Consider the following 23,529-nt stretch of genomic DNA (forward strand, 5'->3'; position numbering starts at 1 on the left):
ATTGCGCTTTATTTACATTTATGCAACTTATCTTAAATCAATCATCATTTCAAAACAAAAGTCAAGAGGTTGAAATAACTCCAGGAATTTGCTGATATCGCGCCTGGGTTGCCTTTGCTATTATCTCCGGTCACTGGGATGCGCTTCAAAATGCTCAAGTTCGACTCCATACTTGCCGATAGCCAACCACAGAGACTCATTCACGGTAGAAGGTGCAACTGACTACACCTGAAGATAAGTAAGATGGGGAAAGCATGAGCACCATTTTGATATTTCTCGCGGCCATGCTGGTCTGCGCATTTGCTGCAGGATGGTTATACCGGCGTCGGGCCCAACGTCGATATCGGCTGCCATTTTTAAATGCCTTTGCCGGTGCGACGACGCGTAAACTTGCGCCCGAAGAACGCAGCGCGATCGAAAATTACCTCGATACGTTAAACCGTATTCAACTGACGCCTGGACCAACCGGCGCCAGTACTGCCCCTGTGTCAATTACGCTTAACGCGCAAAGCGATACCGTGCTGTGCGTGACGCGCTCGATCACCCGCTATGGCATCAACACTGACGATCCCAATAAATGGCGCTACTACCTCGATTCGGTCGAGGTGCATCTGCCGCCATTCTGGGAGCAATACATTAATGATGAAAACAGCGTTGAACTGATCCATACCGACTCTATTCCTCTGGTCATCTCCCTCAATGGCCATACCCTGAGCGAATATGTGCAGGAAGCGCCGCGTTTTGCACTGGAGCGCACAAGCGCCACTCAGGCATCCATTCGTGGCGAAGAGACCGAACAAATTGAGCTGCTTAATATTCGTCAGGAGACGCATGAAGAGTACGCGCTCAGCCGCCCGGATGGGATCCGCGAAGCGGTACTGATCGTCGCCGCCTTCCTGCTCTTTTTCTTCTGCCTGATCACCCCGGACGTTTTTGCTCCGTGGCTGGCGGGCGGCGCGCTCCTGCTGCTTGCCGCCGGGCTGTGGGGGCTGTTTGCCCCACCGGCTAAAACCGCGCTACGTGAAATCCACTGCTTACGCGGTACGCCAAAGCGCTGGGGCCTGTTCGGCGAGAACGATCAGGAACATATCAACAACATCTCGCTCGGCATTATCGATCTGATCTACCCGCGCCACTGGCAGCCGTGGATCGCCCAGGATTTGGGGCAAAAAACCGATATTGATATTTATCTCGATCGCCAGGTCGTGCGCCAGGGCCGTTTCTTATCACTTCATGATGAGGTGAAGAATTTTCCGCTCCAGCACTGGCTTCGTAGCACGGTGATCGCCGGAGGCGCGGCCATCGTGCTGGCAATGCTGGTGTTCTTTGTTCCGCTCGATATGCCCATCAAATTCACTCTTTCGTGGATCAAAGGCGCGCAAACCGTGGAGGCCACCAGCGTTAATCAGCTGGAAGAGGCCGGGGTTCGTGTGGGTGATACGCTGCAGCTGAAAGGCACCGGCATGTGCAATATCCACGCGCCAGGCACCTGGAACACGCGCCAGAACTCACCGTTCACGCCGTTCGATTGTTCACAGATAATCTGGAACGATGCCCCGCCGTTACCGCTGCCAGAATCTGATACCGTCAGTAAAGCGACGGCGTTGACGCAGGCCATTAACCGTCAGTTGCATCCCAAACCGGAAGATAACTCCCGCGTGAGCCAGTCTCTGCGTTCAGCCATTCAGAAATCCGGGATGGTGCTGCTGGATGATTTTGGTGACATCGTGATGAAAACACAGGATTTATGTTCTGCGGAAGATGAGTGTGTGCGCCTCAAAAATGCACTGGTTAACCTCGGCAACAGCAAAGACTGGGAAGCGCTGGTCAAACGAGCCAGCGCAGGCCGACTTGATGGCGTAAACGTGTTACTGCGCCCGGTCAGCGCCGAGTCGCTGGAAAACCTGGTGTCCACTTCCACTGCGCCATTCGTCATGCGTGAAACCACTCGTGCAGCGCAGGCTTTAAACAGTCCGGCTCCGGGCGGTTTTGTGATTGTGAGCGATGAGGGTAGCGATTTGGTCGATCAGCCCTATCCTCCCGTTGCCCTTTATGATTATCCGGCTCAGGAGCAATGGGGTGAATTCCAGCGCCTGGCGCAAATGCTGATGCAAACGCCATTTAGCGCAGAAGGGATTGTGACGGGCATCGTTACCGATGCCAATGGCACTCGTCACATTGACCTTCACCGTATGCCGGACAGCGCAGGCTTATGGCGCTATATCGGCACCACGCTGCTGATGTTCGCGATGCTGATGTGCGTTATCTGGAACGGTGTCGCGGCGATTCGTCGCTATCAACGCTCCCGCACGCGTCTGGCTGAAATCCAGGCCTATTACGATAGCTGCCTCAATCCCAAACTCATCTCCGCGCCGGAGAGCCTGATCGGATAACGCCTCTGCGCGACAAGTTGTGCTACCCTGTCGCGCACGTTTCTTCTGGCTGGAGAGTTCCCCCTCATGCATCTTGATATCGCCTGGCAGGACGTTGATACCGTCCTGCTGGATATGGACGGCACGCTGCTCGATCTCGCATTCGATACCCATTTCTGGCAAAAGCTGGTACCTGAAACCTATGGTGCGCAGCAGGGCATTTCTCCGGCAGAAGCGCAGGATTACATTCGCCAGCAGTATCACGCCGTCCAGCATACGCTAAACTGGTACTGCCTGGATTACTGGAGCGAACGTCTGGGTCTGGATATTTGCGCCATGACCACCGCTCAGGGGCCACACGCGGTTCTGCGCGACGATACCGTGCCTTTTCTGGATGCGCTGAAAGCGAGCGGTAAACGCCGTATTTTGCTGACCAACGCGCATCCGCATAATCTGGCAGTCAAGCTGGAACATACCGGATTATCGTCGCACCTTGATTTATTGCTTTCCACCCACACATTTGGTTATCCGAAAGAGGATCAACGATTGTGGCAGGCCGTCGCGGAAGAGACCGGTTTACAGCCAGAAAGAACGCTGTTCATTGATGACAGCGAACCAATTCTGGATGCGGCGGCGACATTCGGTATTCGCTATTGTCTGGGTGTGACCAACCCTGATTCTGGCCAGGCTGAAAAAAGCTATCTGCGGCATCCGGCGCTGAATGACTATCGCCGAATGATCCCCTCACTCAGCGTGAAGGAGAAGCCATGAAAGAGAAGCCCTCTGATGGGGTAAGACTGGATAAATGGCTATGGGCGGCCCGTTTTTATAAAACCCGCGCCCTTGCCCGCGAAATGGTTGAAGGCGGAAAGGTGCATTACAACGGGCAGCGCAGCAAGCCGAGTAAACTTGTCGAGCTGAATGCCACCCTGACATTGCGTCAGGGTAACGATGAAAAAACAGTCGTGATTAAAGCCATTACTGAGCATCGTCGTCCGGCAACCGAAGCTGTTGAACTGTACGAAGAGACTGTCCAAAGCGTTGAAAAGCGCGAAAAAGTGGCGCTGGCACGCAAGATGAATGCCCTGACCATGCCGCACCCCGACAGACGACCGGACAAAAAAGAACGTCGCGATCTGATGAAATTTAAATACGGCGAAAATGAATAGTCGCCGTTTGAAGAGAGAAAATTATGGCCCAACACGACCAATTACACCGCTATCTGTTTGAGCAATTTGCCGTTCGTGGCGAACTGGTAACCGTCTCTGAGACCTGGAAACAGATCCTCGAAAACCACGCCTATCCGCAGCCGGTAAAAAATATCCTCGGCGAACTACTGGTGGCCACCAGCCTTCTGACCGCGACGCTGAAATTCGCCGGTGATATCACCGTACAGCTGCAAGGCGATGGTCCGATGACGCTGGCGGTCATTAACGGCAATAACCAGCAGCAGATGCGGGGTGTTGCGCGCGTGCAGGGCGAAGTCCCGGAAGGCGCCGATTTGAAAACGCTGGTTGGCAATGGTTTCCTGGTGATCACCATTACCCCTGAAGAGGGCGAGCGTTATCAGGGCGTTGTTGGTCTCGAAGGCGACACCCTCGCGGCTTGCCTGGAAGATTACTTCCTGCGCTCCGAACAGCTGCCAACGCGCCTGTTTATCCGCACCGGAGAAGTGGACGGTCAACTGGCGGCTGGCGGTATGCTGCTGCAGGTGCTGCCCGCACAGAACGCCCAGGGCAACGATTTTGAACATCTGGCGACGCTGACTGAAACCATCAAAGCGGAAGAGCTGTTCACGCTGCCAGCCAACGAAGTGCTGTGGCGTCTGTATCACGAAGAAGAGGTCACGCTTTACGATCCGCAGGACGTTGAGTTTAAATGCACCTGTTCCCGTGAACGCTGTGCCGGCGCGCTGCGTACGCTTCCGGATGAAGAGATCGACAGCATCATGGCAGAAGATGGCGAAATTGATATGAACTGCGATTACTGCGGTTCTCATTACGTCTTCAACTCGATGGATATTGCCGAAATCCGCAATAACGCCTCTCCAGCCGATCCGCAAGTGCATTAATCTTTTTTCCCTTACCCCTCACAGTCTGCTGAGGGGTAAAAATTCCCTTCTTGCTGAATCGTTCTTCGCGATGTAACTCTTACGTAATTTTCTTACATGTATGCGATTACATTCACATTCCTCTGGTTAAATTCACTGGCATTTAACCTTTTAAGAACATTTCCCCCAACTAAAAAGCGATTCCTGCGATAATCCGCCCTGCTTCGTGACAGGAGTCACAGCGTTTTCGGTTAGTAAGGGTTTTGCCCGGATACGTAAATCTATGAGCCCCGTCGCGGTTAACATCCTAAGAAAAACCCTACAATTTCAGGCAGTACATATTGGCTAAGGAGCAGTGATATGCGTGTTAAAGGTTTAACCCCGCAAGATCTCAAGGCTTATGGTATCAACGACGTCCAGGAAATCGTCTACAACCCCGATTACGATACGCTGTATCAGGAAGAGCTCAATCCAGCACTGGAAGGATACGAGCGAGGTGTGTTGACGAACACTGGTGCTATCGCCGTGGACACCGGTATTTTTACCGGCCGTTCGCCGAAAGATAAGTATATTGTCCGTGACGACACCACCCGCGATACGCTGTGGTGGGCTGACAAGGGTAAAGGGAAGAACGACAACAAACCGCTCTCCCAGGACACCTGGCAGCATCTGAAAGGACTCGTCACTCATCAACTTTCCGGTAAGCGTCTGTTCATCATTGATGCCTTCTGTGGCGCCAATGCCGACACCCGCCTCTCCGTTCGCTTTATTACCGAAGTCGCCTGGCAGGCGCATTTCGTGAAGAACATGTTTATTCGCCCTTCCGATGAAGAATTACAGGATTTCGAACCGGATTTCATCGTGATGAACGGTGCAAAATGCACCAATCCGCAGTGGAAAGCGCAAGGCCTGAATTCGGAAAACTTTATCGCCTTCAACCTGACCGAGCGCATCCAGCTGATTGGCGGCACCTGGTACGGCGGCGAAATGAAGAAAGGGATGTTCTCGGTCATGAACTACCTGCTGCCGTTGCAGGGCATTGCGTCGATGCACTGCTCCGCCAACGTCGGCGATGACGGCGATGTGGCGGTGTTCTTTGGCCTGTCTGGTACTGGCAAAACGACCCTGTCCACCGACCCGAAACGCCGCCTGATTGGCGATGACGAACACGGCTGGGACGATGACGGCGTGTTCAACTTCGAAGGCGGCTGCTACGCCAAAACGATTCGCCTGTCACCTGAAGCCGAACCGGATATTTACAATGCCATCCGCCGCGATGCGCTGCTGGAAAACGTCACCGTGCGTGAAGACGGAACGGTCGATTTTGACGATGCCTCGAAGACCGAAAACACCCGCGTGTCTTACCCGATTTATCACATCGACAACATTGTGAAGCCGGTGTCAAAAGCGGGCCACGCCTCGAAAGTGATTTTCCTGACCGCTGATGCCTTTGGCGTTTTGCCGCCGGTATCGCGCCTGACGGCAACCCAGACGCAATATCACTTCCTGTCTGGCTTTACCGCAAAACTGGCGGGAACCGAGCGCGGCGTGACTGAACCGACGCCAACCTTCTCAGCCTGTTTTGGCGCGGCGTTCCTGTCGCTGCACCCAACGCAGTATGCCGAGGTGCTGGTAAAACGCATGCAGGCTTCTGGCGCGCAGGCCTATCTGGTGAATACCGGCTGGAACGGTACGGGCAAACGTATCTCAATTAAAGATACGCGTGCCATTATCGACGCCATCATTGATGGCTCGCTGGACGATGCTGAAACCTTTACTCTGCCGATTTTCGATCTGGCGATCCCAACGGAACTGCCGGGTGTTGATACGCATATCCTCGATCCGCGCAACACCTACGGCTCACCGGAACAGTGGCAGGAAAAAGCGGAAACACTCGCGAAGCTGTTTATTGAGAACTTTGAGAAGTATACCGATACGCCAGCAGGCGCTGCGTTAGTCAGTGCCGGACCACGGTAAAAGCAAAACGGTAACCCAAGGGTTACCGTTTTTTTATGTTTTCTTCCTCAGGGGAGAAAGGATTGTTCGATGCGGCTTTGTTAACTCTCTTTCACCTGTCCGCGCGTCACCGGTACAGGCAACCATGCGCGGATGCTCAAACCGCCCCGCTCGCTGGTGCCAATTTCCAACAGGCCGTTATGGTTATCAATAATTCGCTGCACAATCGCCAGCCCTAATCCGGTCCCGCTGGTGCTGCGCGCGCTGTCGCCGCGTACAAATGGCTGGAACAGGTGCGAACGCTGTTCAGGTTTAATCCCCGGACCGTCATCCTCGACCTGGAACCAGGCGCGATGAAGCTCCGCACCGCTGCTGACTTTAATCCAGCCGTTACCGTAACGGGCAGCATTCACCACCATATTCGCGACCGCACGTTTGATGGACAACGGGTGCATGCGCACCTGGATTTCGCCCGCTTGCAGCGCCGTGTCGATTTCACGTTCATAGCCGCTTTCCGCTGCCACCACTTCACCCAGCACGCCGTTCAGATCCGCCATCTCCATTGGCATCTCCTGCCCGGTGCGCAGGTAATCAATGAACTGCTCGATGATGGCGTTACACTCTTCGATGTCCTTATTAATGGACTCCGCAAGATAACCGTCTTCTTCGCCCATCATCTCTGTGGCCAGTCGAATGCGCGTCAGCGGCGTTCGCAGATCGTGACTCACCCCGGCCATCAGCAGCGTACGATCGTCTGCAAGCTGCTTAACGCCCGCTGCCATGTGGTTGAACGCACGGGTCACCGAGCGCACCTCAGACGCACCGTATTCTCGGAGCGGAGGCGGAATAATACCTTTCCCCACCTGCAAAGCAGCGTGCTCAAGATCGACAAGGGGTCGGTTTTGAATACGGATAAACAGCCATGCGCCGCCTATCGCCATCAGCATAATCGCCAGGGTGTAGCGGAATAATGGCGAGAAGTCGCCCTGATGGATTTCGGTTAGCGGGACACGCACCCAGATATTGGGTGACAGCCAGGTTTTCAGCCAGACAACCGGCGAGCTTTTGTTGACCTCAACGCGCACTTCCGTTGGACCACCCAGCTGCTGCGCCATCTGATGACTTAAAAATTCGTAATGTTGCGCCCACCGCAAACCTGCGTCTTCTGCCGCCTCATTCGAGTAGAGCGAAATGCCCAGCTCGCGGTAAATCTCACGACGAAACGCAGGAGGAACGACCAGCTGCGTGCCGTCCTCCAGCTGCAGTTTATCGGTCATCAGCATACGCACTTCGTAAGCCAGAACCTTATTGAACTGCTGGAGACTCGGCAAAATCGCGAAGTTCAGTACCACCAGATACGTCGTCACCAGACTGACGAACAGCAAGGTGACAATCAGTAACAGCGTGCGGGCAAAAGAACTGCGCGGTGAGAAGCGCATTCGCCTCATGCTTTAGAACCGTCCGGCACAAATACGTAGCCCAGACCCCAAACGGTCTGAATATAGCGAGGATGCGCAGGATCTTCTTCCACCATGCGACGCAGACGAGAAATCTGCACGTCGATGGAACGCTCCATTGCGGAGTATTCACGGCCACGCGCCAGATTCATCAGTTTATCGCGGGACAAGGGCTCACGCGGGTGGCTGACCAGCGCCTTCAGGACCGCAAATTCACCGCTGGTTAATGGCATAGGCTCATCTTCGCGGAACATTTCGCGCGTGCCGAGGTTCAGCTTGAACTTACCAAACGCGATGACCGCTTCTTCCTGAGACGGTGCGCCCGGCAGTTCGTTAGCCTGACGACGCAGCACAGCACGAATACGCGCCAGCAGTTCGCGAGGGTTAAACGGTTTCGGGATGTAGTCGTCGGCACCAATTTCCAGGCCCACGATACGGTCAACTTCTTCCCCTTTCGCCGTGACCATAATGATCGGCATCGGGTTGCTCTGGCTGCGCAGACGGCGGCAGATGGAGAGCCCGTCTTCGCCAGGGAGCATTAAATCGAGCACCATCAGGTGGAACGATTCACGAGTCAGCAGGCGATCCATCTGTTCGGCGTTCGCCACGCTGCGAACCTGGAAGCCCTGCTCGGTCAGATAACGTTCAAGCAGCGCACGCAGGCGCATGTCGTCATCGACCACCAGAATCTTATAATTCTCTTGCATATGTGTACTCCCAAAGGTCCGGATTCTATTTCAGTACGTATTCTAAAAAAGTCCGCGTCTACGACCAGCTAATTCTGGTATAAATTCTAGTCGAAATTGTTACAAAGCATATTTAACAGAAGCTTATCTGCACATTTCATCACATAACTCATTATTAATCTTGTCTGTTAAGCTAAGGGGTACATATTGTGCGCAAGGCAAGTTACTGAGTTAAGTCTTAAGGTCATACCATGAAAACGCAGCTGATTACCCGTGAAGGGTACGAAAAACTGAAAAAAGAGATGGACTACCTGTGGCGAGAAGAACGTCCTGAGGTGACCAAAAAGGTGACATGGGCGGCGAGCCTTGGCGACCGCAGCGAAAACGCCGACTATCAGTACAATAAAAAACGTCTGCGCGAGATCGATCGCCGGGTACGCTATCTGACCAAATGCCTTGAGAACCTGCGAATTGTTGATTACTCCCCTCAACAGGAAGGCAAAGTCTTCTTCGGCGCATGGGTCGAAATCGAAAACGATGACGGGGATACCCGGCGTTTTCGCATCGTCGGCTACGATGAAATTTTTGGTCGTAAGGATTACATCTCCATTGACTCTCCGATGGCCCGCGCGCTGCTGAAAAAGGAGGTCGGCGATTTAGCTGTCGTCCAGACGCCAGGCGGCGAAGCAAGCTGGTACGTCAACGAAATTACGTACGTAAAATAGTCCGAGAGCGGCCTCCGTGGCTGGTATTTTTGCCAGCCAGTCCGTATAACTATCCCCCTTATTTTCGATCCAGTAGATGATAAAGCCATGATGAAAGATTCGCTCTGCCGCATTATTGCGGGTGAACTTCAGGCCAGGGCCGAACAGGTAGAAGCTGCCGTTCGCCTGCTTGATGAAGGGAACACCGTGCCGTTTATTGCACGTTATCGTAAGGAAGTCACCGGCGGTCTGGATGACACGCAGTTGCGTAACCTGGAAACCCGTCTGGGCTACCTGCGTGAGCTGGAAGATCGCCGCCAGGCTATTCTCAAATCTATCGGCGAACAGGGTAAGCTCACCGACGCGCTGGCGGGTGCCATTAACGGGACGATGAGCAAAACCGAGCTCGAAGATCTCTATCTGCCGTACAAACCTAAACGCCGCACCCGCGGGCAGATTGCGATTGAAGCGGGGCTGGAGCCACTGGCCGATCTGCTGTGGAACGAGCCTTCTCACGATCCAGACACTGCAGCCACAACCTTCATCGACGCTGATAAAGGCGTGGCAGACACCAAAGCCGCTCTCGATGGCGCACGCTATATCCTGATGGAGCGCTTTGCCGAAGACGCCGCCCTGCTGTCAAAAGTACGTGATTATCTGTGGAAGAACGCGCATATCGTCTCCCAGGTCGTCAGCGGAAAAGAGGAAGAAGGCGCGAAATTCCGCGACTACTTCGATCATCACGAACCGATTGCAACAGCACCGTCGCACCGCGCGCTGGCGATGTTCCGCGGCCGCAATGAAGGCGTGCTGCAACTCTCTCTCAATGCCGATCCGCAGTTCGATGAGCCACCGAAAGAGAGCCACTGCGAACAGATTATTACCGACCATCTCGGTCTGCGGCTGAATAACGCCCCCGCCGATAGCTGGCGCAAAGGCGTGGTGAGCTGGACCTGGCGCATTAAGGTGCTGATGCACCTCGAAACCGAACTGATGGGCACCGTGCGCGAACGCGCTGAAGATGAAGCGATTAACGTCTTTGCCCGTAACCTGCACGACCTGCTGATGGCCGCTCCCGCGGGCCTACGCGCGACGATGGGCCTCGATCCGGGCCTGCGTACCGGCGTGAAAGTGGCCGTCGTTGATGGCACCGGTAAACTGGTCGCGACCGACACCATCTATCCGCACACCGGACAGGCCGCAAAAGCAGCGGTCGCGGTGGCCGCGCTGTGCGAGAAATACAACGTCGAGCTGGTGGCGATTGGTAATGGCACGGCGTCCCGCGAAACCGAACGTTTCTTCCTGGACGTGCAGCAACAGTTCCCGAAAGTCACCGCCCAGAAAGTGATCGTCAGCGAAGCCGGCGCATCCGTTTACTCCGCCTCTGAGCTGGCGGCTCTGGAGTTCCCGGACCTGGACGTCTCCCTGCGCGGCGCAGTCTCCATCGCGCGTCGTCTTCAGGATCCGCTGGCCGAGCTGGTGAAAATCGATCCGAAATCGATCGGTGTAGGCCAGTATCAGCACGACGTCAGCCAAACGCAGCTGGCGCGCAAACTCGATGCCGTGGTGGAAGACTGTGTGAACGCCGTCGGCGTGGATCTGAATACCGCCTCCGTTGCGCTGCTGACGCGCGTGGCCGGATTAACGCGCATGATGGCGCAAAATATCGTTTCCTGGCGCGATGAGAACGGCCAGTTCCAGAACCGTCAGCAGCTGCTGAAAGTCAGCCGTTTAGGGCCGAAAGCCTTCGAACAGTGCGCAGGCTTCCTGCGTATTAACCACGGTGACAACCCGCTGGATGCTTCAACCGTTCACCCGGAAGCCTATCCGGTCGTGGAGCGTATTCTGGCAGCCACGCAGCAGGCCCTGAAAGACCTGATGGGCAACAGCGCCAACCTGCGCGATTTGAAAGCGGTCGATTTTACCGACGAGAAATTCGGCGTGCCGACCGTTTCCGACATCATTAAAGAGCTGGAAAAACCAGGCCGTGACCCGCGCCCTGAGTTTAAAACGGCGAAATTTGCCGAAGGCGTAGAAACGATGAAGGATCTGCTGCCTGGCATGGTGCTGGAAGGCGCTGTGACCAACGTGACCAACTTTGGCGCGTTTGTGGATATTGGCGTGCATCAGGATGGTCTGGTACATATCTCCTCCCTGGCCGACAAATTTGTTGAAGACCCCCACACGGTGGTTAAAGCTGGCGATATCGTGAAGGTAAAAGTGCTGGAAGTGGATATGCCGCGTAAGCGTATCGCGCTGACAATGCGTCTTGACGAACAGCCCGGTGAAACCAATGCCCGTCGCGGCAACGCGGGTGGCGGACGCGAGCAGTCTCGTCCGGCAGCAAAAGCGGCCAAACCGCGCGGACGTGAAGCCCAGCCTGCGGGCAACAGCGCGATGATGGATGCGCTGGCGGCGGCAATGGGCAAGAAACGCTAGTCCCGTCACCAGGTTTGCCCGGTAGCCTTACGCTTACCGGGCAAACGCCACTTCCCACTGACATTCGGCATTGAAAGAAATAAATAAGAACGTACTCACTCATTTAATGAGAAAGGATGGAACCGATTGCATATCCATATTTAAACCGTCGGTTATCACTTAGTTAACAAATTAATTATCTATACCTTATTCACCATTTCAATAAATATTGAGCAAGGTCAAACACTGCTCTGATTAATAGCCATATGAACATTCCGTCACATTTTATATATTGCCGATAGAAACCATTCTCATTATCATCAGATCTGTTGATTATTTAACCTTTGGTCAAAGTGGTCTCTATGCAATTCACTCCCGACAGTGCCTGGAAAATTACCGGCTTTGCCCGCGAAATTAGCCCGGCGTATCGTCAGAAACTGCTGTCATTAGGCATGCTGCCAGGCTCTTCTTTCCAGGTGGTTCGCATTGCGCCGCTGGGCGATCCGGTGCATATCGAAACCCGACGCGTCAATCTGGTATTACGTAAGAAAGACCTCGCCTTATTAGAAGTCGAAGCGTTGATCCGATAAATCGCCAGCCGATATTCCGAGTCTAAAACAATGAAAAAATTAACCATTGGCTTAATTGGTAATCCTAATTCCGGCAAGACAACCTTATTTAATCAGTTAACCGGCGCACGTCAGCGCGTGGGGAACTGGGCAGGTGTGACGGTAGAAAGAAAAGAAGGCCAGTTCCCGACAACAGACCATCAGGTTACGCTGGTCGATCTACCCGGCACCTATTCACTGACCACCATCTCTTCGCAAACCTCGCTCGATGAACAGATCGCCTGTCACTATATTCTGAGCGGCGACGCCGATTTACTGATTAACGTGGTGGATGCTTCCAACCTTGAGCGCAATCTCTATCTGACGCTGCAACTGCTGGAGCTGGGTATTCCGTGCATCGTCGCGCTGAACATGCTCGATATTGCTGAAAAGCAAAAGATCCGCATCGACATTGACGCGCTTTCCGCCCGGCTCGGTTGCCCGGTTGTCCCGTTGGTCTCCACCCGCGCTCGCGGGATTGATGCGCTGAAACTGGCGATCGACCGTCATTCAGCTAATACCGATATCGAACTGGTGCATTACGCCCAACCGCTGCTGCGCGAAGCCGAATATCTGGCGCAGGAGATGTCCCGGACCATGCCGCCAAAACAGCGGCACTGGCTTGGCCTGCAAATGCTTGAAGGTGATATTTATAGCCGCAGCTATGCAGGCGACGCCGCAGATAAGCTGGACATCGCCCTGGCGCGTCTCAATCAGGAGCTTGACGATCCGGCCCTGCATATCGCTGATGCCCGCTATCAAAGCATCGCGGCCATTTGCGACGTGGTGAGCAATACCCTGACCGCCGAACCGAGCCGTTTCACTGCGGCAGTGGATAAAATTATTCTCAATCGCTTCCTCGGCCTGCCCGTCTTCCTGCTGGTGATGTATGTGATGTTCCTGCTCGCCATCAATATCGGCGGCGCGCTACAGCCGCTTTTCGATGTGGGTTCGGTGGCTATATTTATTCACGGCCTGCAATGGCTCGGCTACACGCTGCACTTCCCGGAATGGCTGACGATTTTCCTCGCGCAGGGGCTGGGTGGCGGTATCAATACCGTTCTGCCGCTGGTGCCGCAGATCGGGATGATGTACCTGTTCCTCTCCTTCCTTGAGGATTCCGGCTATATGGCCCGCGCGGCCTTTGTGATGGACCGCCTGATGCAGGCGCTGGGTCTGCCCGGTAAATCCTTTGTGCCGCTGATTGTTGGCTTTGGCTGTAATGTGCCATCCGTGATGGGAGCGCGTACCCTTGATGCCCCGCGTGAGCGGCTGATGACCATCATGATGGCGCCGTTTATGTCCTGCGGCGCTCGTCTGGCGATCTTTGCCGTCTTTGCAGCGGCATTCTTCGGCCAGGAAGGGGCGCTGGCCGTCTTCTCGTTGTATGTGCTGGGTATCGTCATGGCGATCCTCACCGGGCTGATGCTCAAACACACCATCATGCGCGGCGAAGCGTCTCCGTTTGTGATGGAGCTGCCGGTCTACCATGTGCCGCATATTAAGAGCCTGCTGATTCAGACCTGGCAGCGCCTGAAAGGCTTTGTGCTGCGCGCCGGTAAAGTCATCGTGATCGTCAGTATTTTCCTTAGCGCACTGAATAGCTTTACGCTAAACGGTGACGCCGCCGATAACATTAACGACTCTGCGCTCGCCTCTGTCAGCCGTGTCATTACGCCGCTGTTCAAGCCGATTGGCGTACATGAAGATAACTGGCAGGCCACCGTCGGTCTATTCACCGGTGCGATGGCGAAAGAAGTGGTCGTCGGGACGCTGAACACCCTCTACACCGCAGAAAATATTCAGGAAGAGGCGTTTAATCCGGCTGAATTCCATCTCGGCGACGAGCTGGTCAGTGCCGTTGATGAGACCTGGCAGAGCCTGAAAGATACCTTCAGCCTCAGCGTGCTGGCCAACCCCATCGAAGCCAGTAAAGGCGATGGCGAAATGGCGACGGGTGCGATGGGCGTGATGAGCCAGAAGTTTGGCAGCGCCTCGGCGGCCTACAGCTATTTGATCTTCGTCCTGCTCTACATTCCCTGCATTTCAGTGATGGGGGCGATTGCGCGCGAGTCCAGCCGTAGCTGGATGGGCTTCTCGGTGCTGTGGGGACTGAACATCGCTTATTCACTGGCGACCGTGTTCTATCAGGCCACTAACTTCAGTCAACACCCGCGCTACAGCCTAGTGTGCATTCTGGCGGTGGTGTTGTTTAACGTGGTTGTGCTGGGATTACTGCGCCGGGCGCGAAGCCGCATCGACGTCAATCTGCTGGCAACGAATAAAACGGCGGCAACCTGCTGTAACAGCCCGGCTGGCGACTGTCACTAAGAGGTGGAAAATGGCATCAATCATTCAGGTTCGCGATTTACTGGCGCTGCAGGGAAGAATGGAGGCAAAACAGTTAAGCCATTCCCTGCATACCCCACAGCCGATGATCGATGCCATGCTCGAAAGACTGGAAGCCATGGGTAAGGCGATGCGTATCAGGGAAGAGGCTGACGGCTGTCTGTCCGGTAGCTGCAAAAGCTGCCCGCAAGGGAAAGCCTGTCTGCGCGAGTGGTGGACACTGCGCGGATAAAAATGACCGGGTGAGCACAGCCTCACCCGGTGTTATCGGATTACTTATAAACATCCGCGGTGGCGCGAACGTCTTTCTCCATTTTTTCTGCGCTGGTCACCACATAGTACGTTCCGCCCAGCTCATCCGCTTTTTTCGACAACTCTTTGCGGGCATCCATCGGGGCCGATGTACTTGAGGTGGAGATTTCACCCAGTTTCGTCAGGTTCATCTCTTTCACTTTATCTTTTTCCAGTTCTTTCGCTGCAAACACGCCAAATGAAATCGATCCGATAACCAGAGATGTGACAATACCTTTAATCAGTTTCATAACAATGACTCTCCATAGGATTGTTGTTTTGATCATCGAAGGCTGAATAGCCGCAACGATACTTTGAGTATTGTTGCGGTATGTCACTTTTTCCAGCGGAACAAATAATAATTAAGCAAAACGCTCACTTAACGCCGTCAGGGCAGCGCAAAACTCTGTCGGATGCGAAATGAAAGGCGCGTGTGCCGCTTTGGCGATCACCAGTGATTCACTCTGCGGCCACAAATCATCCAGCAGGGGCACGATTTTGCGCGGAACCAGTCCGTCCAGATAGCCATAAATGCGCAGATGCGGCATCGCAAGCGCAGCCAGCGGTTCGCGCAGGTCGACGGTTTTCAGAATCTCAAGACCGCCGTTGAGCACGTCAACCTCCGGCATGGGCAGGGAAAGCACCGTGTTTTTCAGCATTCGCGCATCCTGCCGCGCCGTTTCCGTTCCCAGGGTTTGCAACGCCAGAAAGCGCTCAACCGTGCGCTGGAAATCGTCACTGAGCTGCTGCTGAAACCCCGCCAGAACCTCTGGCTTAATGCCAGGCCACTCATCACGCGCGCTAAAGCAAGGAGATGACGCAACGGTCACCAGCGCCTGAACCCGCTCCGGGTACGTGAGAGCAACCTGGCTTGCCACCAATCCCCCCAGACTCCAGCCGAGCCAGATCGCCTTTTGCGGCGCGTACTCAAGAACGCGTTGCGCCATCTCATCGAGCGGCATGGCATCAAAACCACGGCTGCGCCCGAATCCAGGCAGGTCCACCAGATGCAGCGTAAAATGCGAGGCCAGTTCCGCTTGTATGCAATGCCACACCTCAGCGTTCAGTCCCCATCCGTGCAGCAGCACAAGATGACAATTTCCCGTCCCCACGGTCCGCCACCAAAGATTCTTCATCGGTTATTGTTCTCTTTTTAACAAGGAGGTTGCTCATGCTAACAGTGCCCGGCTTATGCTGGCTATGCCGAATGCCGCTCAGGCTAAGCCGCTGGGGAATTTGCTCAGTCTGCACGCGGGCGGTCAAAACCCGCATTCACTGTTGTCCGCAGTGCGGTTTACCCGCCAACAATGAAAAAATGCCCTGTGGAAGATGCCTGCAAAAACCCCCACTCTGGAGCGATTTGGTGGCGGTGAGTGACTATATTCAGCCTCTGAGCGGCCTGATCCACCAGCTCAAGTTTTCCGCTCAGAGCCAGCTGGCCCAGCCGCTTGCACGCCTGTTATTGCTGAGGGTTATGCACGCAAGGCGGACGCGGGCCTTGCCACGGGTTGATCTGCTCATCAGCGTGCCGCTCCACTCTCGCCGTCACTGGCGTCGCGGCTATAATCAAAGCGACCTGCTGTGTCGTCCCCTCGCCCGCTGGCTGCGCTGTGCCTGGCATCCGCAGACGCTGAAACGGATCCACGCCACGGCGATCCAGCACCAGCTCAGCGCGCGATTACGCAAAAGGAACCTTAAAAACGCCTTTCGCCTTGAATTGCCGGTAAAAGGGCGCCATATCGCGATTGTGGATGATGTCGTTACGACCGGCAGCACCGTGGCGGAGCTTTCCCGACTGCTTTTGCAAAGCGGCGCGGCGTCGGTTCAGGTATGGTGTTTATGTCGTACCTTGTAGCCCTTTTCCGATGGGCGTATTATTATACCCAGGTAATTTAGTCAACTATTAGGCCAAAGCTATGATCCGTATTTCCGATTCTGCACAATCACACTTTGCCAAACTGCTGGCAAATCAGGAAGAAGGGACGCAGATCCGCGTGTTTGTGATTAATCCAGGCACTCCGAATGCAGAATGCGGTGTCTCTTATTGTCCTCCGGACGCTGTGGAAGCATCTGACACTGCCCTGAAATTTGAGCAGCTCACCGCCTATGTCGATGAGTTAAGCGCGCCGTATCTTGACGACGCGGAAATTGATTTTGTGACTGACCAGCTGGGCTCCCAGCTGACGCTGAAAGCGCCAAACGCCAAAATGCGTAAAGTGTCTGAAGACGCACCGCTGATGGAGCGTGTGGAATACCTGCTGCAATCCCAGATCAACCCGCAGCTGGCGGGCCACGGCGGTAAAGTCACGCTGATGGAGATCACCGAAGACGGTCTGGCGATTCTGCAATTCGGCGGCGGCTGTAACGGCTGTTCCATGGTTGACGTCACGCTGAAAGAAGGGATCGAGAAGCAGATGCTGGGCGAATTCCCTGAGCTGAAAGGCGTACGCGATCTGACCGAACACCAGCGCGGCGAGCACTCGTACTACTAAGTTCCTGTCTGTTCGTGCCCGGAGGCCCTGTCCTGCCGGGCATGCTTTGCCCCTTCCCCGCCATAACATGACCTGCGTCTCATAATTCAAATTTTGCCCGTCCGGGTGATTCTCAATCGGCCTATGTTACCCGTATCATTCGCGTGGGCACTAAGCACCCTCATAACAGCCGTCTAAACTTAACCGTTTAACAGGCAATCAGCATGAGTGCCGTTTCTTCTCTGTTCCCAGTTGGGACAACCGGAAAATTGTCGTTGAAACAATGACGTTACCCATAACAATTCATAGGCCAGGTTAATCATGCCATTAGTTATCGTCGCTATCGGTGTTGTCTTATTACTGCTCTTGATGATCCGTTTCAAACTGAACGGCTTCATCGCTCTGGTTCTGGTGGCACTTGCAGTCGGTTTGATGCAAGGCATGCCGCTGGTGAAAGTCATCAGCTCAATTAAAGCAGGTGTGGGCGGAACGCTCGGCAGCCTGGCGCTGATCATGGGCTTTGGCGCCATGCTCGGAAAAATGCTGGCAGACTGCGGTGGCGCGCAGCGTATCGCGACCACGTTGATTGCCAAATTTGGTAAACAGCATATTCAGTGGGCGGTGGTATTAACCGGTTTTACCGTTGGTTTCGCGCTGTTCTATGAAGTCGGTTTCGTGCTGATGCTGCCGCTGGTCTTCACCATCGCTGCGGCGGCTAACATCCCGCTGCTGTATGTGGGTGTGCCAATGGCTGCTGCGCTTTCGGTTACTCACGGCTTCCTGCCGCCGCACCCGGGTCCAACCGCTATCGCGACCATTTTCCACGCGGATATGGGTAAAACCCTGCTGTTCGGTACCATTCTGGCGATCCCGACGGTTATCCTGGCCGGCCCGGTGTTTGCCCGCTGCCTGAAAGGCATCGACAAGCCGATCCCTGAAGGTCTGTACAGCGCGAAAACCTTTACCGACGAAGAGATGCCGAGCTTTGGCGTCAGCGTCTGGACCTCTCTGGTACCGGTAGTGCTGATGGCGATGCGTGCCGTGGCGGAAATGGTGCTGCCGAAAGGTCACGCATTCCTCTCCGTTGCAGAGTTCCTCGGTGACCCGGTAATGGCAACGCTGATTGCCGTTCTGATTGCCCTCTTCACCTTCGGCCTGAATCGCGGTCGTTCGATGGATCAGATCAACGACACGTTGACCTCCGCCATCAAGATTATCGCCATGATGCTGCTGATCATTGGCGGCGGCGGTGCGTTCAAGCAAGTTCTGGTGGATAGCGGCGTTGATAAATACATCGCGTCCATGATGCATGAAACCAACATCTCGCCGATTCTGATGGCGTGGTCTATTGCTGCGGTTCTGCGTATTGCTCTGGGTTCCGCGACCGTTGCGGCCATCACCGCGGGTGGTATCGTTGCGCCACTGATTGCGACAACAGGCGTTAGCCCGGAGCTGATGGTTATCGCGGTGGGTTCCGGTAGCGTGATTTTCTCTCACGTCAACGATCCGGGCTTCTGGCTGTTCAAAGAGTATTTCAACCTGACCATTGGCGAGACCATCAAGTCCTGGTCAATGCTGGAAACGATTATTTCGGTGTGCGGCCTGATAGGGTGTCTGCTGCTGGGAATGGTGGTTTAAGCCAAAAAAAACCCGCCGGTTGGCGGGTTTTTTGTTTTATGGCTTCCTGACGACGGCCTTTCTGCGCTTATCCAAATCCTTAATCAGCTTGTTCACCCCTTCATCGGCAAACATCTTCTCAAGCGTGGTGGATAATTTGCGCCGCCAGTTCTTGTACTGATAGCTGGTTCCAGGAATGTTGACCGGCTCCGCCATTCCCAGCCAGTCCTCCGGTTGCAGACCGAGCAACGCACTGTTGCTGTCGGCGATATAACGCTGCATCCCACGGTTTAACGTCGCGGTCATTGCCATTAGCGAGGCCTTACGCCCGGTGCGTTTCGGCAAACAGCCATATTTGTGCAGCGCATCCAGCAAACCTTGTTTCGCCAGTTCGCGATCCTGATATAACCCGCGCAACACCACTTCGTCAGGATACAGCCCTAGCGTTTTGCCGAGCGTGAGATCACCGCTTTCCCAATAGCCTCGCAGCGTAGGAAGATCATGCGTTGTCGCGACAGCCATTGATTGTTCAGGATACGCTTTCGGCGAACGGAACGTCTTCTCATGGTCACTTTCAAAATAGAGTACTTTGTAGGAGTAAACGCCACTGTCGCGCAGTTTGCTGACAATTTCAACCGGCACGGTGCCGAGATCTTCACCAATCACCATGCAGCTGTGACGCTTGCTTTCAAGCGCGAGGATGGAGAGCAGGTCATCCACCGGATACTGGACATAGGCCCCATGATCCGCCGTTTCACCGTAAGGGATCCACCACAGTCGCAGCACAGACATCACGTGGTCGATGCGCAGTGCGCCGCAGTTTTGCATGTTGGCGCGCAGCAAATCGATAAACGGTTCGTAAGCCCGCGCGACCATGACATGAGGGTCAATCGGCGGCAGCCCCCAGTTCTGACCCAGCGGGCCGAGGATATCCGGTGGCGCACCGACCGAGGCTTTCAGGCAGTATAATTCGCGGTCACACCAGGTTTCCGCCCCGCCTTCCGCCACGCCAACCGCCAGATCGCGATACAGGCCAATCGGCATCTTATAGCCCTGGCTGACCTGCCAGCAGTCTGCGAACTGGCTGTAAGCCAGCCACTGTAGCCACAGATAAAAATCCACTTCATCCGCGTGCTTTTGACAAAAGGCTTTCACTTCTGCGGAATCGACCGACTGATACGCTTCGGGCCACACCGGCCAGCCCCAGCGCATTTCATCCTCTTTCACCTGATACGCATGCAGCGCGTCAAACGCCGCCTGCCAGTAAAGGCTTTCGCCTTCCTGAAGGGCGAACTGGCGAAACGCTTTCATCTGGTCGTCGTCGCGTGTTGCGAAGCTTTTCCACGCCATGCGCAGTGCGGCCATTTTAAGCGCCGTAACGGTGGCGTAGTCCACCCAGTCGGTATCGCGGGCTTGTTTCAGCGCCTTCTGCGTGGTGCTCAACGTCCACCACTCCTGGGCCTGCGGGTTGTGCTTAAAATCATCGAGCGCGTTGACGTCGATATAAATCACATTCAGCCAGCGGCGAGACGATGGGCTGTAGGGGCTGGCGCTTTCCGGATTCGCCGGATAGAGAGCATGAATCGGGTTCAGGCCGATAAATGCGCCGCCGCGCTCCCCGACGTCGGCCAGCATCTTTTTCAGATCGCCAAAGTCGCCAATCCCCCAGTTGTCGTCAGAACGCAGCGTATACAGCTGGACGCATGCGCCCCACAGTTTTTTACCTTCGCGCAGCGCCTGCGGTTCGTAGCAGCGTTTCGGCGCGACAATCACCCGGCAATGGAAACGCCGATCCTCCTGAGTGAGCGTCAGCGTGTGATAGCCTTCGGGCAGTTTTGTCGGCAGGTTGAGCGTCTTTCCCCCCGTCGCGTGGCCTTTATGCAACTGCCCGTCTTCGGTGGTCAGCAGCCAGCTAAACTCGCCGCGGCCTTCCACCATCAACGGCATTTTTTTACCCGCGGTGTACACCTTCACCACCGGGATGGCCGCTACCGCCGCTTTCGCGACGGGTTTTGCCGTGTGCATAGCGTCCAGCAAACGTCTTTTGGTTTCAGCGCCAATTGACTGTGGTTTGCCGTGAGCATTGATGTAACTGGGGCTGATCCCCGCCGCCAGCGCGGCATTATCCAGACGTTTGCTATCCATCGCGCTTCCTTAGCGTTTTGCCTGCCAGATACGAGCCTGATAATCACGGATTGAACGATCCGAGCTGAACATCCCGCAACGGGCGGTATTCAGAATGCACGCCCGGGTCCAGGCCTCCTGATCGCGGTACAATACATCGACCTGCTTCTGGGCTTCGACATAGGCGGTAAAATCGGCCATCACCAGGTACGGATCGCCGCCCTGTTTGCCGATGCTGTGCAGCATCTGGTCAAAGGCATGTTTATCGCCATCGCTGTATTTGCCGCTTTCCAGCTCTTTCAGCACCGCATCCAACACTTTGTCTTTCTTGCGCCATTTCAGCGGATCGTAACCTTTGGCTTTAAGCGCTTTTACCTGCTCCACGGTATGCCCGAAGATAAAGATATTTTCCTCGCCGACCTGCTCGGCAATTTCGACGTTTGCGCCATCCAGCGTGCCCACGGTCAGTGCGCCGTTGAGCGCCAGCTTCATGTTGCCAGTGCCAGAGGCCTCTTTGCCCGCAGTCGAAATCTGCTCGGAGATATCCGCCGCCGGGATCAGCATTTCTGCCGCAGAGACGCAGTAATCCGGCAGGAACACCACTTTCAGCTTATCGCCCACGCTCGGATCGTTGTTCACCGCTTCGGCGACTTTGTTGATGGCCAGGATAATATTCTTCGCCAGGTAGTAACCCGGGGCGGCTTTCGCACCAAACAGGAACACGCGCGGCACGCGGTCGGCATTCGGGTTTTCGCGGATCTCTTTGTACAGCGCCAGAATGTTCAGCAGATTCAGGTGCTGGCGTTTATACTCGTGCAGGCGTTTGATCTGGATATCAAAAATGGCGTCCGGATTGATTTCAATCCCGGTGCGCACTTTCACAAACTCCGCCAGACGAACTTTATTCTCCAGCTTGATCGCACGGTATTTCGCACGGAACTTCGCGTCGTCAGCCTGTTTTTCCAGGTTGATCAGCTGGTCAAGATCGTTCGCCCACTCTTTCTTCAGCGTTTTATCCAGCAGCGCGGCGAGCGCCGGGTTGCACTGTTTGATCCAGCGGCGCGGCGTAATGCCGTTGGTGACGTTATGGAATTTATTCGGCCAAAGCTGGTGATATTCCGGGAACAGATCTTTCACCACCAGGTCGGAGTGCAATGCCGCCACACCGTTCACCGCAAAACCGCTCACCACGCACATGTTCGCCATGCGCACCTGTTTGTCGTGCACCACCGCCAGCTTCGCCCAGACCACGTTGTCGCCGGGCCAGGTTTTGCTCACCAGAACGTGGAACCGATCGTTGATCTGATTGATGATCTGCATATGACGCGGCAGCAGCGCTTTCACCAGTTTCTCATCCCAGCACTCCAGCGCTTCTGGCATCAGGGTGTGGTTGGTGTAGGCGAAGGTTTTGCTGGTGATTGCCCAGGCGTCATCCCAGCTCAGCTGGTGCTCATCGATCAATACGCGCAGCAGTTCCGGAATGGCGATGGTCGGGTGCGTATCGTTGAGCTGAATCACCTCGTAATCGGGCAGTTCCGCCAGCTTGCGGCCCGCCAGATGATGACGACGCAGAATATCCGCGACCGAGCAGGCGCACTGGAAATACTGCTGCATCAGGCGCAGTTTTTTGCCCGCCAGATGGTTATCGTTCGGGTAGAGCACTTTGGTGAGCTTTTCGGCGTCGATACCCTGCTGTTCGGCACGCAGGAAATCGCCGTCGTTAAATTTGGTCAGATTAAACGGATGCGCGTGCTTCGCCTGCCATAAACGCAGCGGCTGCGCCACGCCGTTGCGGTAGCCCAGCACCGGCAGATCCCAGGCTTCACCGGTGATCACAAAACCCGGTTCCCAGTGGCCCTGTTTAGACACTTTCCCGCCGATGCCGACGTGGACATCGAGCTGCGCGTTATGGCGGAACCACGGATAACTGCCGCGATGCCAGTCGTCAGGCGCTTCAATCTGGTGGCCATCAGCAAACGACTGACGGAACAGGCCGTACTGATAATTCAGGCCATAGCCAGTCGCCGATTGCCCGACGGTGGCCATCGAATCCAGGAAACAGGCCGCCAGACGACCCAAACCGCCGTTACCTAATCCCGGATCGGTCTCTTCTTCCAGCAGATCGGTAAGATTCATTTTGTGCTCGTTAAGCACTTCGCTCACCTCCTGATACCAGCCGAGGTTGAGCAAATTGTTACCCGTCAGGCGACCGATCAGGAACTCCATCGAAATGTAGTTCACATGGCGCTGGCCCTTCATCGGCTTCGCCGCAGGCTGTGCGCTGAGCAGTTCGGCAAGCGCACCGCTCACTGCCTGCCACCACTGATGAGGCGTCATCTCCTCTGCAGCGTGTAAACCAAAGCGCTGCCACTGACGCGTCAGGGCAGCCTGAAATTGAGCTTTATTGAAAGTAGGCTGTGACATAG

General features: G+C 55.0%; 19 protein-coding genes. 13 read left to right on the top strand and 6 right to left on the bottom strand.

Going from position 1 to position 23,529, the window contains the following annotated elements; all coding sequences use genetic code 11:
* The first annotated feature begins 254 nt into the window (after window positions 1–254).
* The 5 genes from SOM82_RS19215 (at window position 255) to pckA (ending at window position 6,399) form a co-directional block, all read left to right on the top strand.
* Window positions 255–2,393 carry an intracellular growth attenuator family protein gene (locus tag SOM82_RS19215; protein ID WP_320460971.1) on the top strand — a complete coding sequence of 713 codons (2,139 nt, stop codon included), beginning with the start codon at window positions 255–257 and terminating at the stop codon, window positions 2,391–2,393.
* Between the two features lie 66 nt (window positions 2,394–2,459).
* Window positions 2,460–3,143, top strand: coding sequence for a GMP/IMP nucleotidase (yrfG, locus tag SOM82_RS19220; RefSeq protein ID WP_154127989.1), 684 nt, complete (start codon window positions 2,460–2,462; stop codon window positions 3,141–3,143).
* On the top strand, window positions 3,140–3,541 hold the full coding sequence (gene hslR, locus SOM82_RS19225; protein ID WP_154127991.1) for a ribosome-associated heat shock protein Hsp15: 402 nt from the start codon (window positions 3,140–3,142) through the stop codon (window positions 3,539–3,541). The genes yrfG and hslR overlap by 4 nt, the downstream gene beginning before the upstream one ends.
* 23 nt (window positions 3,542–3,564) lie before the next feature.
* Entirely contained in the window at window positions 3,565–4,443 is an 879-nt protein-coding gene (gene hslO, locus SOM82_RS19230; protein ID WP_154127993.1) for an Hsp33 family molecular chaperone HslO, read from the top strand.
* 339 nt (window positions 4,444–4,782) lie between these two features.
* Entirely contained in the window at window positions 4,783–6,399 is a 1,617-nt protein-coding gene (gene pckA, locus SOM82_RS19235) for a phosphoenolpyruvate carboxykinase (ATP) (RefSeq protein WP_154127995.1), read from the top strand.
* A gap of 80 nt (window positions 6,400–6,479) precedes the next feature.
* On the opposite strand, the gene envZ is transcribed toward pckA, so the two are convergent.
* A complete protein-coding gene (gene envZ / locus SOM82_RS19240) occupies window positions 6,480–7,826 on the bottom strand; it encodes a two-component system sensor histidine kinase EnvZ (protein ID WP_154127997.1) in 1,347 nt (448 codons plus the stop codon).
* Window positions 7,823–8,542, bottom strand: a complete 720-nt coding sequence (gene ompR, locus SOM82_RS19245; protein WP_001157751.1) for an osmolarity response regulator transcription factor OmpR — start codon at window positions 8,540–8,542, stop codon at window positions 7,823–7,825. The genes envZ and ompR overlap by 4 nt, the downstream gene beginning before the upstream one ends.
* A gap of 230 nt (window positions 8,543–8,772) precedes the next feature.
* On the opposite strand from ompR, the gene greB reads away from it, so the two are divergent.
* The 5 genes from greB (at window position 8,773) to feoC (ending at window position 14,832) form a co-directional block, all read left to right on the top strand.
* Window positions 8,773–9,246, top strand: coding sequence for a transcription elongation factor GreB (greB, locus tag SOM82_RS19250; RefSeq protein ID WP_154127999.1), 474 nt, complete (start codon window positions 8,773–8,775; stop codon window positions 9,244–9,246).
* 87 nt (window positions 9,247–9,333) lie between these two features.
* Window positions 9,334–11,664, top strand: coding sequence for a Tex family protein (locus tag SOM82_RS19255; protein ID WP_320460972.1), 2,331 nt, complete (start codon window positions 9,334–9,336; stop codon window positions 11,662–11,664).
* Between the two features lie 341 nt (window positions 11,665–12,005).
* Window positions 12,006–12,233, top strand: a complete 228-nt coding sequence (gene feoA / locus SOM82_RS19260; protein WP_154128003.1) for a ferrous iron transporter A — start codon at window positions 12,006–12,008, stop codon at window positions 12,231–12,233.
* A gap of 30 nt (window positions 12,234–12,263) precedes the next feature.
* Window positions 12,264–14,582 (top strand): Fe(2+) transporter permease subunit FeoB, encoded by a 2,319-nt coding sequence (gene feoB, locus SOM82_RS19265; protein ID WP_320460973.1) that lies wholly within the window; start codon window positions 12,264–12,266, stop codon window positions 14,580–14,582.
* A gap of 10 nt (window positions 14,583–14,592) precedes the next feature.
* Window positions 14,593–14,832 carry a [Fe-S]-dependent transcriptional repressor FeoC gene (gene feoC / locus SOM82_RS19270; RefSeq protein WP_154128008.1) on the top strand — a complete coding sequence of 80 codons (240 nt, stop codon included), beginning with the start codon at window positions 14,593–14,595 and terminating at the stop codon, window positions 14,830–14,832.
* Window positions 14,833–14,872: 40 nt separating this feature from the next.
* Here feoC and SOM82_RS19275 read toward each other — a convergent pair whose 3' ends face one another.
* Together SOM82_RS19275 and bioH are read right to left on the bottom strand one after the other, a co-directional pair.
* Window positions 14,873–15,142, bottom strand: a complete 270-nt coding sequence (locus SOM82_RS19275) for a YdgH/BhsA/McbA-like domain containing protein (protein ID WP_154128010.1) — start codon at window positions 15,140–15,142, stop codon at window positions 14,873–14,875.
* Between the two features lie 111 nt (window positions 15,143–15,253).
* Window positions 15,254–16,027: a pimeloyl-ACP methyl ester esterase BioH gene (bioH, locus tag SOM82_RS19280; protein WP_320460974.1), complete on the bottom strand. Its 774-nt coding sequence runs from the start codon at window positions 16,025–16,027 to the stop codon at window positions 15,254–15,256.
* Between the two features lie 35 nt (window positions 16,028–16,062).
* On the opposite strand from bioH, the gene gntX reads away from it, so the two are divergent.
* The 3 genes from gntX (at window position 16,063) to gntT (ending at window position 19,000) form a co-directional block, all read left to right on the top strand.
* Entirely contained in the window at window positions 16,063–16,746 is a 684-nt protein-coding gene (gntX, locus tag SOM82_RS19285) for a DNA utilization protein GntX (protein WP_320460975.1), read from the top strand.
* Between the two features lie 61 nt (window positions 16,747–16,807).
* Window positions 16,808–17,383: a Fe-S biogenesis protein NfuA gene (gene nfuA / locus SOM82_RS19290; RefSeq protein ID WP_320460976.1), complete on the top strand. Its 576-nt coding sequence runs from the start codon at window positions 16,808–16,810 to the stop codon at window positions 17,381–17,383.
* Window positions 17,384–17,683: 300 nt separating this feature from the next.
* On the top strand, window positions 17,684–19,000 hold the full coding sequence (gntT, locus tag SOM82_RS19295) for a gluconate transporter (protein ID WP_154128017.1): 1,317 nt from the start codon (window positions 17,684–17,686) through the stop codon (window positions 18,998–19,000).
* A gap of 36 nt (window positions 19,001–19,036) precedes the next feature.
* On the opposite strand, the gene malQ is transcribed toward gntT, so the two are convergent.
* Window positions 19,037–21,124 (bottom strand): 4-alpha-glucanotransferase, encoded by a 2,088-nt coding sequence (gene malQ, locus SOM82_RS19300; RefSeq protein WP_320460977.1) that lies wholly within the window; start codon window positions 21,122–21,124, stop codon window positions 19,037–19,039.
* 9 nt (window positions 21,125–21,133) lie between these two features.
* Entirely contained in the window at window positions 21,134–23,527 is a 2,394-nt protein-coding gene (malP, locus tag SOM82_RS19305) for a maltodextrin phosphorylase (RefSeq protein ID WP_320460978.1), read from the bottom strand.
* Window positions 23,528–23,529 lie beyond the last annotated feature (2 nt).

The sequence above is a fragment of the Lelliottia sp. CFBP8978 genome (assembly GCF_034046055.2).
Classification (GTDB): Bacteria; Pseudomonadota; Gammaproteobacteria; order Enterobacterales; family Enterobacteriaceae; genus Enterobacter.